The sequence below is a fragment of the Pseudomonas sp. BMW13 genome, assembly GCF_013357275.1.
Classification (GTDB): domain Bacteria; phylum Pseudomonadota; class Gammaproteobacteria; order Pseudomonadales; family Pseudomonadaceae; genus Aquipseudomonas; species Aquipseudomonas khazarica.
Genome location: NZ_SUKD01000002.1, coordinates 376,193 through 392,042, shown reverse-complemented (window position 1 = coordinate 392,042; position 15,850 = coordinate 376,193). Strand labels below are relative to the sequence as shown.

The window sequence follows — 15,850 nt, the reverse complement described above, 5'->3', positions numbered from 1 at the left end:
GCCAACCGCACCTCCGTGACCGCCGAGAGAACGAATTGATGCCACATATTCTTATCGTCGAAGACGAAACCATTATCCGCTCTGCCTTGCGCCGTCTGCTCGAACGTAACCAGTACCAGGTCAGCGAAGCGGGCTCGGTACAGGAAGCCCAGGAACGCTACAGCATTCCCGGCTTCGACCTGATCGTCAGCGACCTGCGCCTGCCCGGAGCACCGGGTACCGAACTGATCAAACTGGCCGAAGGCACCCCGGTGCTGATCATGACCAGCTACGCCAGCCTGCGCTCGGCGGTGGACTCGATGAAGATGGGTGCGGTCGACTACATCGCCAAGCCCTTCGACCACGACGAGATGCTGCAGGCCGTCGCCCGCATCCTGCGGGACCGCCAGGAAGCCCGCAATGCCCCGGCAACCGCTGCCGCAAGCAGCGTGCGGGGTGGTGGCGCGGAGAAAACCGCGGAAAGCGCCAACGGCGAGATCGGCATCATCGGCTCCTGCGCCGCCATGCAGGACCTCTACAGCAAGATTCGCAAGGTCGCGCCCACCGATTCCAATGTACTGGTCCAGGGCGAGTCCGGCACCGGCAAGGAACTGGTCGCACGCGCCCTGCACAACCTGTCCAGGCGTGCCAAGGCGCCCCTGATCTCGGTGAACTGCGCGGCCATTCCGGAGACCCTGATCGAGTCCGAGCTGTTCGGCCACGAGAAAGGCGCCTTCACCGGCGCCAGCGCCGGGCGGGCCGGTCTGGTCGAAGCGGCGGACGGCGGCACGCTGTTCCTCGACGAGATCGGCGAGCTGCCACTGGAAGCCCAGGCACGACTGCTGCGCGTCCTCCAGGAAGGCGAGATTCGCCGGGTCGGCTCGGTGCAATCGCAGAAGGTCGACGTGCGTCTGATCGCGGCGACCCACCGCGACCTGAAGACCCTGGCCAAGACCGGCCAGTTCCGCGAAGACCTCTATTACCGCCTGCACGTCATCGCCCTCAAACTGCCGGCGCTGCGCGAACGCGGCAACGATGTGCTCGAAATCGCCCAGGCCTTCCTGGTTCGTCAGTACAGCCGCATGGGGCGCGAGCCGTTGCGCTTTGCCCACGACGCCGAGCAGGCGATTCGCCATTACCCCTGGCCCGGTAACGTGCGCGAACTGGAGAACGCCATCGAGCGTGCGGTGATCCTCTGCGAGGGTGCGGAGATATCCGCCGACCTGCTGGGCATCGACATCGAGCTGGACGACCTGGAAGACGACGACTTCGGCCTGCCTGGCAGCAGCCAGAGCAGTAGCGGCAGCCATGAACCGACCGAGGACCTGTCGCTGGAAGACTATTTCCAGCACTTCGTTCTCGAACACCAGGACCACATGACCGAAACCGAGCTGGCCCGCAAGCTGGGTATCAGCCGCAAATGCCTGTGGGAACGTCGTCAACGCCTGGGCATCCCACGGCGCAAATCCGGCGTGACCAGCAGCCCTTGACAGCGCGACGACGGTGACAACCACCCCGCACACAGGTTCCACAGGTTGTTACCGTTTCAATATCTCGTAACAAAGGCCGGGTCTATCGGTAACGAAAACCCGGCTTTTTTGTCCCCCACCGGATCGCCTCATTTGCCTCAAGCCATTGATTTTAAAGGATTCTCAAAAACTGGCACGGCATCTGCTTTATCTCTGGCACAACAACAATAACAAGCAATTCCCTACACAATAAGAACAAGACGTAACGACTCCAGAACAACAAAAACAATAAGGTACGGAGGCGCAGCTAACTGATTCTTTTGGAGAGGAGTTGCCGCAAGGGGTTCGCCCCAGCGACCAGACCGAGAACAACAAAACTGTCTCGAGACAGCGCCCGAACTGGTTGATCAAGGCAACATCAGCGTCCAAAGAAATCCGTTTGCTATTGGCTCCCCATTCTAGGGAGCACCCGGTAAGCCACGGCGAGCCGGGAAGGGTCGACAACAAAAACAACAGGCCCTCAATAACAATAAAAACAGAGCACGCACCAACTTGGGGGGGAGCTTCGGCTCCCCCAGTAGCTTCCGGTTCCCGGATCCCCGCCTGCCGCCCTTCTACACACCTTCTTCCGACACGATGCTAGAATCCGCAGCAATCATGCGGTCATCGTTTCGCATACCGTTGAAAACCTTGCCGAGGCAGGCTGCCTTTAACGCCACCAAGCCTGAGCAGGTCGTTCTTCAACAGCATGCGGGGCTGGCCGGTCACTTATCCAAACAGTGCCTCCCATGCTGAAAAAGCTGTTCAAGTCTTTCCGCTCACCTCTGCGCCGTGTGCCACGCCCACGCAGCACGCCCGAAGTGCTGAGCAGTAGCCAACATCCACTCAAGCGCAACGAGATCAGTCGGCACGCCATCAGCGTGGTCGAGCGCCTGCAGCGCGCCGGCTACCAGGCCTACCTGGTCGGTGGCTGCGTGCGCGACCTGCTGCTGGATATCGACCCCAAGGATTTCGACGTAGCGACCAGCGCCACCCCCGAACAGGTGCGTGCGGAGTTCCGTAACGCCCGGGTGATCGGCCGTCGCTTCAAGCTGGTACACGTGCACTTCGGTCGCGAGATCATCGAGGTCGCGACCTTCCGCGCCAATCACCCGCAAGGTGAGGAAGAGGAAAACAGCAACCTCGCCGCGCGCCACGAGAGCGGTCGCATCCTGCGCGACAACGTCTACGGCACCCTGGAAGACGACGCCCAGCGCCGTGACTTCACCATCAACGCGCTGTACTACGACCCGACCCAGGAGCACATCCTCGACTACGCCCGTGGCATGCACGATGTGCGCAACCACCTGGTGCGGCTGATCGGCGATCCCGAGCAACGCTACCTGGAGGACCCGGTGCGCATGCTGCGAGCGGTGCGCTTCGCCGCCAAGCTCGACTTCGACATCGAGAAGCACAGCGCCGCGCCGATCCGCCGGCTGGCGCCAATGCTGCGCGACATTCCAGCCGCCCGCCTGTTCGACGAGGTCCTCAAGCTGTTCCTCGCCGGCTACGCCGAATACACCTTCGACCTGCTGCTGGAGCATGACCTGTTCGCCCAGCTGTTCCCGGCCAGTGGCGAGGCGCTCAAGCGCAACCCCGAATACACCGAGAAGCTGATCCGCCAGGCGCTGATCAACACCGACGAGCGCATCCATGACGGCAAGTCGGTCACCCCGGCATTCCTCTTCGCCGCCCTGCTCTGGCCGGCGCTGCCAGCCCGTGTCCTGCAGCTGCAGGACAAAGGCATGCCGCCGATTCCGGCGATGCAGGAAGCCGCTCACACGCTGATCGCCGAGCAGTGCCAGCGCATCGCCGTGCCCAAGCGCTTCACCATCCCGATTCGCGAGATCTGGGACATGCAGGAGCGCCTGCCACGCCGCAGCGGCAAGCGTGCCGACCTGTTGCTGGAGAACCCGCGCTTCCGTGCCGGTTACGATTTCCTCCTGCTGCGTGAACTGGCCGGCGAAAACACCGGCGGCCTGGGTGAGTGGTGGACGGATTACCAGGACGCCAACGACAGCGAGCGCCGGCAGATGATCCGCGACCTTGCAGGCAAGGGCGAAAGCACCGCCAGCGCCGCGCCGCGCAAGCGCCGCCGCAACAACAACCGGCGCAAGCGCGGTAACGAAGGCAGCGGCGAGTGATGGAGCGGGTCTATATCGGCCTGGGCAGCAACCTGGCCGAACCGCTGCAACAACTGCGCGCAGCGCTGAACGCCATCGCCCAGTTGCCGCACAGCACGCTGGTGGCGCGTTCTTCGTTCTATGTCAGCGACCCGCTCGGCCCGGCCGACCAGCCGCGCTACGTCAACGCGGTGGCGGCGCTGGATACCGAGCTGCAGCCCTGGGCACTGCTCGATGGCCTGCAGCGCATCGAGCAGGAGCAGGGCCGCGTACGCAAGGAAGAACGCTGGGGGCCGCGCACCCTGGACCTGGATGTGCTGCTGTTCGGCGACCACCTGATCGATGACGAGCGCCTCACCGTTCCGCACTACCACATGCATGCCCGCCCGTTCGTGCTCTACCCGCTGGCCGAGCTGGCCGCCGAGTTGCAGTTGCCGGACGGACGCAGCCTCGCCGCACTGCTCGATGCCTGCCCCTTCGCCGGCCTGGAACGCCTGCCGGAGTAGCGCACAATGGCGCGCGCCGCCCCTTCCCGGCACACGCCCTGTTACCCGCCGCAAGCCCGCATCGCCTCTGGCCCAGCCCTCTGCCGCTCGGATTGGCAGTAACGCCAGTAACAGAGCGGTAACACCTGCAATTGACTTCATGCCCCCCCATCAGGACTATAGGCGTCCCGTCGCCCCGCGCCGGGCGCACCTTTGATGCCAATCCAGGCCGGATTGCAGCCAGATAGAAGCGGTATACCGAGCCTGAGCGAGGACCCTTGAAATGCCTGACGTTACCCTGACCACACTGCAAAGCTGCAAGCAGAACGGCGAGAAGATCGCCATGCTGACCTGCTATGACGCCACCTTTGCCCACGCGGCCTGCCAGGCTGGCGTGGACGTGCTGCTGGTCGGCGACTCCCTGGGCATGGTTCTGCAGGGCCACGACAGCACCCTGCCGGTCAGCGTCGAGGAAATGGCCTATCACACCGCCTGCGTCAAACGCGGCAACCAGGGCGCACTGATCGTCACCGATCTGCCGTTCATGGCCTACGCCACCACCGAACAGGCCCTGCTCAACAGCGCCAAACTGATGCAAGCCGGCGCGCACATGGTCAAGCTGGAGGGCGCCGGCTGGCTGGCCGAGCCGATTCGCCTGCTGGCCGAGCGTGGCGTGCCGGTCTGTGCCCACCTGGGCCTGACCCCGCAGGCGGTGAACATCCTTGGCGGCTACAAGGTTCAGGGCCGCCAAGAAGCGCAGGCCCGGCAGATGCGCGCCGACGCCATGGCGCTGGAGCAGGCGGGTGCCGCCATGCTGCTGCTCGAATGCGTGCCCAGCGAACTGGCTGCGGAAATCGCCCAGGCCGTGAAGATTCCGGTGATCGGCATCGGTGCCGGCGCGGCGACCGACGGCCAGGTGCTGGTCCTGCACGACATGCTCGGGCTGTCGCTGTCGGGTCGCGCCCCCAAGTTCGTGCGTAACTTCATGGAGGGCCAGAGCAGCATTCAGGGCGCATTCGGCGCCTACGTGCAGGCGGTCAAGGACGGCAGCTTCCCCGCTGCCGAACATGGTTTCTCCGCATGAACACGGTCAAGACGCTGCGCGAGCTGCGCGCGGTCATCGCCCAGGCACGTGCCGATGGCAAGCAGATCGGTTTCGTGCCGACCATGGGCAACCTGCACGCCGGCCATGTCTCGCTGGTGGAAACCGCTGCCCAGCGCGCCGACTTCGTGGTGGCCAGCATCTTCGTCAACCCGCTGCAGTTCGGTGCGGGCGAAGACCTGGACACCTACCCGCGCACCCTGCCCGCCGATCAGGAGAAGCTGCTGGCCGCCGGCTGCCACCTGCTGTTTCACCCTGACGTGACGGAGGTCTATCCGCACGGCATGGGCGACCAGACGCGGGTCAGCGTGCCCGGGGTTTCCGAAGGTCTCTGCGGCGCCAGCCGTCCGGGCCACTTCGAAGGGGTCGCCACCGTGGTGACCAAGCTGTTCAACATGGTCCAGCCGGACCTAGCCGTGTTCGGCGAGAAGGACTACCAGCAACTGGCGGTGATCCGCGCGCTGGTGCAGGACCTGAACATGCCGATCCAGATCATCGGCGCGCCGACTCGCCGTGCCGACGACGGCCTGGCCCTGTCCTCGCGCAACGGTTACCTCAGTGCAGAGCAGCGCAATGTCGCTCCCGCCCTGTATCGCGGCCTGCAAGCGGTCGCCGAGCAGTTGCAACGCGGCGCCCGCGACTATGCGCGGCTGATCGACGAGGCCCAGGCCCGGCAACGCGAGGCGGGCTTCGCCCCCGACTACCTGGAGATCCGCAACGCGCTGACCCTGCGCCCTGCGCAGGTCGACGACCGCCACCTGGTGGTGCTCACCGCCGCGCACCTGGGCAGCACCCGTCTGATCGACAATCTGCTGGTGGAACTGCCTGCGCAGTAGCTGCCTGCGAAGGCAGCCGGTTACACTCTGAAAGGCCCGGATCACGTCCGGGCCTTTTGCTTTTGCGGATCAGGAGCCCCGATGGCCTACTACCAGCAGCCCCACGACGTCACCACTCTGCCCGCCTGGCAGGCCCTGCAGCAGCGCCGTGCCGAGATGGCCGGCTTCAGCATGCGCGAGGCCTTCACTGCCGATACAAGGCGCTTCCAGCGCTTCTCGCTGGATGCCTGTGGCCTGCTGCTGGACTACTCGAAGAACCTGATCGACGAACACAGCCTCAAGCTGCTGATGCAACTGGCCGAGCAGGCCGGCCTGCACGAAGCCATCACGGCGATGTTCGGTGGCGAGCACGTCAACGCCTCCGAGGGACGCGCCGCCCTGCATACGGCGCTGCGCAGCCCGGTCGGCCACCGCCTGGTGGTGGACGGCACTGACATCATCCCCGAAGTCCATCGGGTGCTGAACCAGGTCACCGAGCTGGTCAGCCGCATTCACAGCGGCCTGTGGCGCGGCTACAGCGAGAAGCCGATCAAGGAAGTGGTCAACATCGGCATCGGCGGCTCGTTCCTCGGTCCGCAACTGGTCTCCGAGGCGCTGCGCCCGTTCACCCAGCGCGGCGTACGCTGCCACTACCTGGCCAATATCGATGGCAGCGAGTTCCGCGAGCTGACCGCCCGCCTCGACCCGGAAACCACCCTGTTCATCGTGTCCAGCAAGTCCTTCGGCACCCTGGAGACCCTGAAGAACACCCTGGCAGCCCGTGACTGGTACCTGGCCATGGGCGGCCCGGAAGAAGAGCTGCACCGCCACTTCATCGCCGTGACCAGCAACCGCGAGGCCGCCATCGAGTTCGGTATCGGCGAGGAGAACATCTTCCCCATGTGGGACTGGGTCGGCGGGCGCTACTCGCTGTGGTCGGCCATCGGCCTGCCCATCGCCCTGGCCATCGGCGTGTCCAACTTCAAGGAGCTGCTGGCCGGGGCCTACGCCATGGATCAGCACTTCACCCAAGCGCCCCTGGCCGAGAACATGCCGGTGCTGATGGCCCTGCTGGGCATCTGGTACAGCAACTTCTGGGGCGCGCAGAGCCACGCGATCCTGCCCTACGACCACTACCTGCGTAACTTCACCAAGCACCTGCAGCAGCTCGACATGGAGTCCAACGGCAAGAGCGTGCGCCAGGACGGCAGCGCCCTGGACATCAGCACCGGGCCCGTCATCTGGGGCGGGGTCGGCTGCAACGGCCAGCACGCCTACCACCAGTTGCTGCACCAGGGCCGCCTGCTGGTACCGGCGGACTTCATCGTCCCGGTCAATAGCTACAACCCGCTGTCCGACCACCATCAGTGGCTGTTCGCCAACTGCCTGTCGCAGGCCCAGGCGCTGATGCAGGGCAAGACCCGCGAAGAGGCCGAGGCCGAACTGCGCGGCAAGGGCCTGGCGGAAGACGAGGTTCAGCGCCTGGCGCCGCACAAGGTCATCCCCGGCAACCGCCCGAGCAACATTCTGGTGATGAACCGCATCGCGCCGTTCGAGCTCGGCGCGCTGGTCGCCCTGTACGAGCACAAGGTGTTCGTGCAGAGCGCGATCTGGGGCATCAACGCCTTCGACCAGTGGGGCGTGGAACTGGGCAAGGAAATGGGCAAGGACGTCTACCAGCGCCTGACCGGCCAGCTCGACAACAACGCCTCGGACGCCTCGACCCAGGGCCTGATCGCCCACTTCCGCGAGCGTCATCGCGGCTGACCCTCCACCAACCCGGTCCGGCACGCCTGCCGGGCCGGGCTCCACCGCGCAAGCGCTGCGCCATGAACATCGCCCCTTGAAGCCGGCGCCCGCTTGGGTGCACCCTTGTGCCTGTTGCGGACAAACAATTACAAGGACCCCGCCATGTTCGAGATCACCCGTCACCCCGTGGCCGACGCGGTGCGCCAGCGTGCACACCTGGACAACGACGCCTACCTGCGCCTGTACCGGCAGTCCGTCGAGCAGCCCGACACCTTCTGGGCCGAGCAGGCCAAGGCCTTCCTGGACTGGTTCAAACCCTGGGACAAGGTCCACGACAGCGACCTGCAACAGGGCCGTGCCGAATGGTTCAAGGGTGGCCAGCTCAACGTCGCCTACAACTGCATCGACCGCCACCTGGAACAACGTGGCGAACAGGTCGCCATCATCTGGGAAGGCGACAACCCCAGCGAATCCGCGCACATCACCTACAACGAGCTGCACCAGCAGGTCAGCCGCCTGGCCAACGTGCTGAAGAGCCGTGGCGTGAAGAAAGGCGACCGGGTGTGCATCTACATGCCGATGATTCCCGAGGCGGCCTACGCCATGCTCGCCTGCACGCGCATTGGTGCCGTGCATTCGGTGGTGTTCGGCGGTTTCTCCCCCGACGCACTGCGTGACCGTATCCTCGATGCCGACTGCCGTACCGTGATCACCGCCGACGAAGGCGTGCGCGGCGGCAAGTACGTGCCGCTGAAGAGCAACGTCGACAAGGCCCTGCAGAGCTGCCCGAACGTCTCCACCGTGGTGGTGGTCGAGCGTACCCAGGGCGACGTGGCCTGGGTGGAAGGCCGCGACATCTGGTATCACCAGGCGCTCAAGGACGTCAGCGCAGACTGCCCGGCCGAGCCGATGGATGCCGAAGACCCGCTGTTCATCCTCTACACCTCGGGCTCCACCGGCAAACCCAAGGGCGTGCTGCACACCACCGGCGGCTACCTGCTCGGCGCGGCGATGACCCACAAGTACGTGTTCGACTACCACGAAGGCGACATCTACTGGTGCACCGCCGATGTCGGCTGGGTGACCGGGCACAGCTATATCGTCTACGGCCCGCTGGCCAACGCCGCCACCACGCTGATCTTCGAAGGCGTGCCCAACTACCCGGACGCCTCGCGTTTCTGGCAGGTGATCGACAAGCACCGGGTCAACACCTTCTACACCGCGCCAACCGCCCTGCGCGCGCTGATGCGCGAAGGCGAAGCCCCGGTGAAGGCCACCTCACGGGAAAGCCTGCGCCTGCTTGGCAGCGTCGGCGAACCGATCAACCCGGAAGCCTGGGAATGGTACTTCCACGTGGTCGGCGACACCCGCTGCCCCATCGTCGACACCTGGTGGCAGACCGAGACCGGCTCGATCCTGATCACGCCGCTGCCGGGCGCCACCGACCTCAAGCCGGGATCGGCGACCCGTCCGTTCTTCGGCGTGCAGCCGGTGCTGCTCGACGAGCAAGGCAAGGAAATCGACGGCCCCGGCGCGGGCGTGCTGGCCATCAGGGCCAGTTGGCCGAGCCAGATCCGCAGTGTCTACGGCGACCACCAGCGCATGATCGACACCTACTTCAAGCCCTACCCCGGCTACTACTTCACTGGCGACGGTGCGCGCCGTGACGAGGATGGCTACTACTGGATCACCGGTCGTGTCGATGACGTGATCAACGTCTCCGGCCATCGCATCGGCACCGCCGAGGTGGAAAGCGCCCTGGTGCTGCACGACGCCGTCGCCGAGGCCGCCGTGGTCGGTTACCCGCACGATGTGAAGGGCCAGGGCATCTATGCCTACGTCACCCTGATGAGTGGCCAGGAGCCGTCCGAGGACTTGAAGAAGGACCTGCTGACCCTGGTCGGCAAGGAGATCGGCAGCTTCGCCAAGCCGGAGCTGATCCAGTGGGCGCCAGGCCTGCCCAAGACCCGCTCGGGCAAGATCATGCGCCGCATCCTGCGCAAGATCGCCTGCAACGAGCTGGAGAACATGGGTGACACCTCCACCCTGGCCGACCCCAGCGTCGTCGACAGCCTCACCGAGCAACGGCTGAACCGTTGACCCCCAGCCCGGCCCGAAAGGGCCGGGCTGATCTTGCCGTGGGCCGGCCAAGCGCCGAGAATGCGCGCCATGGATAGCCTACGTCGTCAGATCGAAAAACAGGTACACAGCCTCACCGGCGCCGCCCTGGGGGTGCTCGACCTCGACCAGCCACGCGGCGACGTCGGCCTGTTCGGCCCGCAGTCGATGGTCTGGGAGGTGCACGCCGACTTCACTTCGATGATGGTCGGCGGCGTCTCCGCCCTGCTCCTGCAGATGCTGCACCCGCTGGCCCTGGCTGGCGTCTGGGACCACTCCACCTTCCGCCAGGACATGATCGGGCGCCTGCGCCGCACCAGCCTGTTCATCGCCGGCACCACCTACGGCGGCCGCCAGGATGCCGAGCAGCTGATCGAAAAGGTCCGCACCATTCACCTGCAAGTGGTCGGCAACGCACCGGATGGCCGCCCCTATGCCGCCAGCGACCCGCAGCTGCTGACCTGGGTGCACGTGTCCGAGGTCAGTCAGTTTCTCGAGGGCTATCTGCGCTACGTCGACCCGCTGCTGCCGCTGGCCGAGCAGGACCGTTACTACCGCGAAGTGGCATTGACCGCCGAACGCCTGGGGGCGCAGGACGTTCCCACGTCCCGCCAGGCGATCGCCGACTACCTCGAACGCATGCGCCCGCAACTGCTCTGCGATGAACGCACCCGGGAAGTGGTGCGGCTGCTGTACGCCGCCCCGGTACCCAGCATGCTCGCCAAGCCCTTCGGCAAGCTGATGATGCAGGCCGGCGTCGACCTGTTGCCGGACTGGGCCAGCGACCTGCTTGGCGAGCGACAGCCCGACTGGCGCCGCCCGCTGATTCGCGCCAGCGTGAGGCGTACCGCCACGCTACTGCGCTGGGCGGTGAGCAACAGCGCGGCGCAACGTGCCCGACGGCGCCTGACGTAACGCCCCTGAGCCGCAGCGGCACGACCCCGCGCGGAAGCCAGGCGGATTTCTTGCTAGACTGCCGCCCTTTCACCGTCCCGAGATGCCGCGCATGTCCGCTCTTGACCAGGCGCTGCGCGCCGCCCTCGCCGCCCGCGAACACCTTCTGCCCGAACTGCACGCCCAGGGCACCAACTGTTACCGCCTGTTCCATGGCAGCCAGGAAGGGGCTCCGGGGCTGACCGTCGACCGCTACGGCCCACAGCTGCTGGTACAGAGCTTCCACCAGCCGTTGCCGACAGATGACCTGCAGCGCCTCGCCGACATCGTCGAGCGTCACCTGGGCCAGCCCCTGCTGCTGGTCTACAACGACCGCAGCAGAGGCAACTCGCGCATCGACCGCAACCCCACGCTGTTCCAGCCCACGGAGGCGGCGCTGGAAGATCTGCTCGCCCAGGAATGGGGGCTCAACTACCGGGTCCGCGGCCGTCACGCGGGGCAGGACCCACTGCTGTTCCTCGACCTGCGCAACGCACGTGGCTGGATCAAGGCCAACAGCGCCGGCAAGTCCGTGCTCAACCTTTTCGCCTACACCTGCGGGGTCGGCCTGAGCGCGGCGGCCGGCGGCGCCCGGGACGTGACCAACCTCGACTTCGCCCAGGGCAACCTCGCCGTGGGCCGCGAGAACGGTGCCCTCAACCCAGAGCTGCCAGGCATGCACTTCATCCAGTCCGACTACTTCCCGGCGATTCGCCAGTTCGCCGGCCTGCCGATCACCAGTCGCCGCGGACAGAAACTGCCGAGCTATCCGCGCCTGCAACCGCGCCAGTTCGATCTGGTGTTTCTCGACCCACCAGCCTGGGCCAAGAGCGCCTTCGGCACCGTCGACCTGCTGCGCGACTACCAGAGCCTGCTCAAGCCGGCGCTGCTGGCCACCGCAGACGGCGGCACCCTGGTGTGCTGCAACAACCTGGCGAAGGTGGAAATGGACGATTGGCGCCAGCAGGTGCTGCGCTGCGCCGAGAAACTCGGCCGCCCGGTGCGCGAGTGCCAGGTGATCGCACCGGCGGGCGATTTCCCCTCGCATGACGGCAAGCCACCGCTGAAAACGCTGATCCTGCATCTCTGATCGCCGAGCAGGACGCAAGCACGACCGGAACTGAACCGCCGTGCCATACTCCAAGTCGTCTCCCCGTCTGGATAGATGTCGCCAAGCCATGCCCAAAGGACTGAAGCGCGCGCTGAGCGCACTCTTGATCACCGTATTCCTCTACAGCCTGATCGGCTTCCTGATCGTGCCGGGCATCGCCCTGCGCGTCGTCAACCAGCAATTGGCCAACTATGCCAGCGTGCCCGCCACGCTGGAGCGCGTGCAGCTCAACCCGTTCAGCCTCGAACTCAGCCTCTGGGGACTGCGTATCGGCGACAGCGGCGAGGAACAGCTGAGCTTCCGGCGCCTTTACGCCAACCTGCAGAGTGACAGCCTGTGGACGGGGGCGCTGCACCTGAGCGAGGTGGAACTCGATGGCGCGCGCACCGAGGTCCTGTTCGCGAAGGACGGCACACTGAACCTGACCCAACTGTTCAAGCTGCCGGCAAGCGAGCCGCAGCCGGAGTCCGCCAGCAGCGAACCGTTCCCGCTGCGCATCGACGGCATCCGCCTGCGCGAGAATGCTCTGCGCTTCCAGGACCTGCGCCCCAGCGAACCAGTGGAGTTCGCCTACGACAAGCTCGACCTCGAGCTGCACAACCTCAGCACGCTGGCCGGTGACAACGCGCAGATGACGCTCGCTGCCAGCGGCCCGAACGGGGCACAGATCGACTGGCGCGGGCAGATCAGCCTAACGCCGATCACTTCCAGCGGCAGCCTGAGCGTCAGCGACGGCCACCTGAGCACCTTCTGGCCCTACGTCCGTGACGCCGTACCGCTGGTGCTCAAGGACGGCCAGGTCGACGTCAGCGCTGACTACCACCTCGACCTCTCCGACGGCACCGAGTTGCAGCTGAGCAAGCTCAAGCTGCAGCTGGCCCCTTTCGCCATCGACGACCCCGCCGGCAAACCGCTGGTCAGGCTGCAGCGCCTGGACGTCGACGACAGCACGCTGGACCTGGCCAAGCAGCAGGTGGTGATCGGCCAGGTGCGCAGCCAGGGCCTGGAAGCCTGGGCGGCGCGCGAAGCCGACGGCCAACTGGACTGGCAGAAGCTGTTCGCCAAACCGGCATCCGCGCAACCAGCAGCCGCCGAACAGGCGGAGCCCGAGGGCAGCGACGAGAGCAAGCCCTGGCAGGTGCTGCTGCAGGATGTGCAACTGCGTGACTACAAGGCTCATCTGGCGGATCGCGTTCCCGAGCAGGACGTCGCCGTCGAGGTCGGGCCGCTGAACCTCGACCTGAAGAACTTCGACAGCCTGGGCGACAAGCCCTTCGACCTCCGCCTCGATACCGGCCTGGGCAAGCAAGGCAAGCTGCAGGCGTCGGGTGATGTGCAACTGAGCCCCACCAGCGCTCACCTCAAGGTCACCACGGAAGACATCGACCTGCGCCTCGCCCAAGCCTACCTGAGCCCCTTCATCCGCCTGGAACTGCGCAGCGGGATGCTCGGCAGCGACCTCGACGTGCAGCTCAAGAGCACCGAGCCGCTGGCCCTCAGCGTGACCGGCAACGCCAGGATCGACCAGTTGCACACCCTCGACACCCTGCGCGAGCGCGACTTCGTGCGCTGGAAGCAGGTGCGGGTCAATGGCCTCGACTATCGCCATGGCGAGAGCCTGGCCATCGAGCGGGTCGAACTGGACCAGCCCTACGCGCGCTTCGTGATCAACGAGAACCTGAGCACCAACGTCAGTGAGCTGATCGTGCCGCAACCGGCGGCGGCCGGGGACAAGGTCGAGGATGGCAAGCCGCTGGCGATCCATATCGGTGGCGTGGCCATCAACGACGGCTCGGCCAACTTCGCCGACTTCAGCCTGACCCCGAGCTTCGCCACCGCCATCCAGCAGATGAATGGCCGCATCGGCGTGCTCGACAACCAGAAACCGCAGGCCGCCAGCGTCGATATCAAGGGCAAGGTCGATCGCTACGCGCCGATGAGCATCAAGGGCAAGCTGACGCCGTTCGATCCACTCAACAGCCTGGATATCGCCACCAGCTTCAAGAACGTCGAGCTGACCACCATCACCCCCTACTCCGGCAAGTTCGCCGGTTATCGCATCCGCAAGGGCCGCCTCAACCTCGACCTGCACTACCGCATCGAGCAGGGCCAGCTCAATGCCGAGAACAAGGTGCTGGTGGAAAACCTGCAGCTGGGCGAAAAGGTCGACAGCCCGGATGCCGTGGACCTGCCGATTCGCCTGGCGGTCGCGCTGCTCAAGGACACCCAGGGCCGCATCGCCATCGAGCTGCCGGTCCAGGGCGACCTCAACAACCCGCAGTTCAGCGTCATGCCCATCGTCTGGCAGACCCTGCGCAATCTGGTGCTGCGCGCCGCCCAGGCACCGTTCAAGTTCGTTGCCGGGCTGGTCAGTGGCGGCGGCGATACCGACCTCAGCACGGTGCCCTTCGACGCCGGCTCCGCCGACCTCGACGCGGACGCCCGCCAGGCACTGGATACCCTCGCCAAGGCCCTGCAGGAACGTCCGGCGCTGCGCCTGGAAGTCGAAGGCCAGAGCGCGGCGAAAGCGGATGGCCCGCTCCTGGCCGAGCAGCGCCTGCAACGCGAATTCCAGGACACCTGGTACAAGGTGCTGCAACGCCGCGGTGACAAGGTCCCGGCGAGTGCGGATGAGCTCGAGGTGGGCGAAGACGAGCAGGCGGCGCTGCTCGAAGGCATCTACCGCACCCGCCTGAAACAGCAGCCGCCCGCCGAGTGGGCCGAGCTGGATGCGCAACAACGCACCCAGAACATGCGCCAGGCCGTGCTGGACTCCTGGGCCCAGAGCAAGCTGTTGCTGCGCCAGCTGGCGCAGCAACGGGCGGCGGCGATCAAGGCCTATCTGGTCGAGCAAGGGAAGCTGGACGACGAACGGGTCTACCTGATCGATGTCAATCTGGGAGAACCCGAGTCCAATGGACGTGTACTGACGCCCCTGCACCTGGATAGCGAATGATGAAACACCCTCGACTGCTGGTACTGGCAACGCTGCTGGCGAGCATCGGCAGCCCTCTCGTGCATGCGGAAACGATGCGCTGCGGCAGCCAGCTGGTCAGCCTGGGAGATCGCGCCTTCGAGGTGGAGCGCAAGTGCGGGACGCCGGTGTACCGTGACCCTATAGGCTATACGCTGGGCAGCTACGACAGACGCGAGTACCGGATCGAGGAGTGGGTGTACGGCCCTACCAACGGCATGCTCAGCATCCTGCGCTTCGAGGGCAACCGTCTGGTGGAAATCGAACGCCGCCGAGAGCACTGACAAGGAGTTCACCGTGCCCAAACGCAACCATCTGCTCTGGCTACTGCTGCTGCCCGTCCTGGCGCAGGCGTCTTCCACCTACCGTTGCGGCAGCGCGCTGGTGAGCAAGGATGCGCCGACCAGCGAGGTCCAGCACAAGTGCGGCGAGCCCGTCAGCCGGGACTTTCTCGGCTACAAGGAAGTCACCGATGCCTACGGCTTTCGCAACGAGGTGAACGTGGAAGAGTGGATCTACGGCCCCAGGAACGGCATGTACCACTTCCTGCGTTTCGAGGGCGGTCGCCTGACCGATATCCGCAGCAAGCGCGGAGGTTGATGCCGCCTCGCCACCGGGCGAGCTGGTGAATCCCGGATACGGAAAGGCCCCGCCAGATTCACCGGCGAGGCCTTTCGACATCCGTGCCCGTCGCTATCCGTGCGACCCGGCATCCTTGCCCACGGCTATCCCTGCCTAGAGCTTGTCGCTGAAATCGCGCAGCTCCTGCTGGGCCTTTTCCTTGGTCCAGCCGTAACGCTCCTGCAGCTTGCCGGCCAGGTATTCGCTGTGGCCCTCGGCGACGTCCACGTCGTCATCGGTCAGGTTGCCCCAACGCTCCTTGATGCGACCGTTGAGCTGCTTCCATTTGCCTTTGATGATGTCGCTATTCATGGTGGTTCTCCCAGAACTCA

At 65.5% G+C, this 15,850-nt stretch carries 13 protein-coding genes; 12 read left to right on the top strand and 1 reads right to left on the bottom strand.

Going from position 1 to position 15,850, the window contains the following annotated elements; translation table 11 throughout:
- Positions 1-38 precede the first annotated feature (38 nt).
- From E4487_RS02900 to E4487_RS02845, 12 genes are all read left to right on the top strand, one after another.
- Entirely contained in the window at positions 39-1,469 is a 1,431-nt protein-coding gene (locus E4487_RS02900; RefSeq protein WP_037050773.1) for a sigma-54 dependent transcriptional regulator, read from the top strand.
- A gap of 767 nt (positions 1,470-2,236) precedes the next feature.
- Positions 2,237-3,631, top strand: a complete 1,395-nt coding sequence (locus E4487_RS02895) for a polynucleotide adenylyltransferase PcnB (protein WP_175252678.1) — start codon at positions 2,237-2,239, stop codon at positions 3,629-3,631.
- A complete protein-coding gene (gene folK, locus E4487_RS02890; RefSeq protein WP_175252677.1) occupies positions 3,631-4,116 on the top strand; it encodes a 2-amino-4-hydroxy-6-hydroxymethyldihydropteridine diphosphokinase in 486 nt (161 codons plus the stop codon). The genes E4487_RS02895 and folK overlap by 1 nt, the downstream gene beginning before the upstream one ends.
- Before the next feature lie 262 nt (positions 4,117-4,378).
- The gene (gene panB, locus E4487_RS02885; protein WP_134675640.1) at positions 4,379-5,179 is read left to right on the top strand and encodes a 3-methyl-2-oxobutanoate hydroxymethyltransferase; all 801 of its coding nucleotides are present in this window, start codon (positions 4,379-4,381) and stop codon (positions 5,177-5,179) included.
- Positions 5,176-6,033 carry a pantoate--beta-alanine ligase gene (gene panC / locus E4487_RS02880; RefSeq protein ID WP_037050782.1) on the top strand — a complete coding sequence of 286 codons (858 nt, stop codon included), beginning with the start codon at positions 5,176-5,178 and terminating at the stop codon, positions 6,031-6,033. Before panB ends, panC begins: the two co-directional genes overlap by 4 nt.
- Before the next feature lie 81 nt (positions 6,034-6,114).
- A complete protein-coding gene (gene pgi, locus E4487_RS02875) occupies positions 6,115-7,779 on the top strand; it encodes a glucose-6-phosphate isomerase (protein WP_175252676.1) in 1,665 nt (554 codons plus the stop codon).
- Between the two features lie 144 nt (positions 7,780-7,923).
- Positions 7,924-9,861: an acetate--CoA ligase gene (acs, locus tag E4487_RS02870; protein WP_175252675.1), complete on the top strand. Its 1,938-nt coding sequence runs from the start codon at positions 7,924-7,926 to the stop codon at positions 9,859-9,861.
- 69 nt (positions 9,862-9,930) lie between these two features.
- Complete coding sequence (locus E4487_RS02865) at positions 9,931-10,794, top strand: oxygenase MpaB family protein (protein ID WP_175252674.1); 864 nt, start codon at positions 9,931-9,933, stop codon at positions 10,792-10,794.
- 91 nt (positions 10,795-10,885) lie between these two features.
- Positions 10,886-11,902 (top strand): class I SAM-dependent rRNA methyltransferase, encoded by a 1,017-nt coding sequence (locus E4487_RS02860; protein WP_175252673.1) that lies wholly within the window; start codon positions 10,886-10,888, stop codon positions 11,900-11,902.
- A gap of 88 nt (positions 11,903-11,990) precedes the next feature.
- The gene (locus E4487_RS02855) at positions 11,991-14,879 is read left to right on the top strand and encodes a DUF748 domain-containing protein (protein ID WP_175252672.1); all 2,889 of its coding nucleotides are present in this window, start codon (positions 11,991-11,993) and stop codon (positions 14,877-14,879) included.
- Positions 14,879-15,181 carry a DUF2845 domain-containing protein gene (locus tag E4487_RS02850; RefSeq protein WP_080757029.1) on the top strand — a complete coding sequence of 101 codons (303 nt, stop codon included), beginning with the start codon at positions 14,879-14,881 and terminating at the stop codon, positions 15,179-15,181. Before E4487_RS02855 ends, E4487_RS02850 begins: the two co-directional genes overlap by 1 nt.
- 13 nt (positions 15,182-15,194) lie before the next feature.
- Positions 15,195-15,497 (top strand): DUF2845 domain-containing protein, encoded by a 303-nt coding sequence (locus E4487_RS02845; protein WP_037050795.1) that lies wholly within the window; start codon positions 15,195-15,197, stop codon positions 15,495-15,497.
- 135 nt (positions 15,498-15,632) lie between these two features.
- On the opposite strand, the gene E4487_RS02840 is transcribed toward E4487_RS02845, so the two are convergent.
- A complete protein-coding gene (locus E4487_RS02840; protein WP_047588204.1) occupies positions 15,633-15,830 on the bottom strand; it encodes a CsbD family protein in 198 nt (65 codons plus the stop codon).
- Positions 15,831-15,850: the final 20 nt, after the last annotated feature.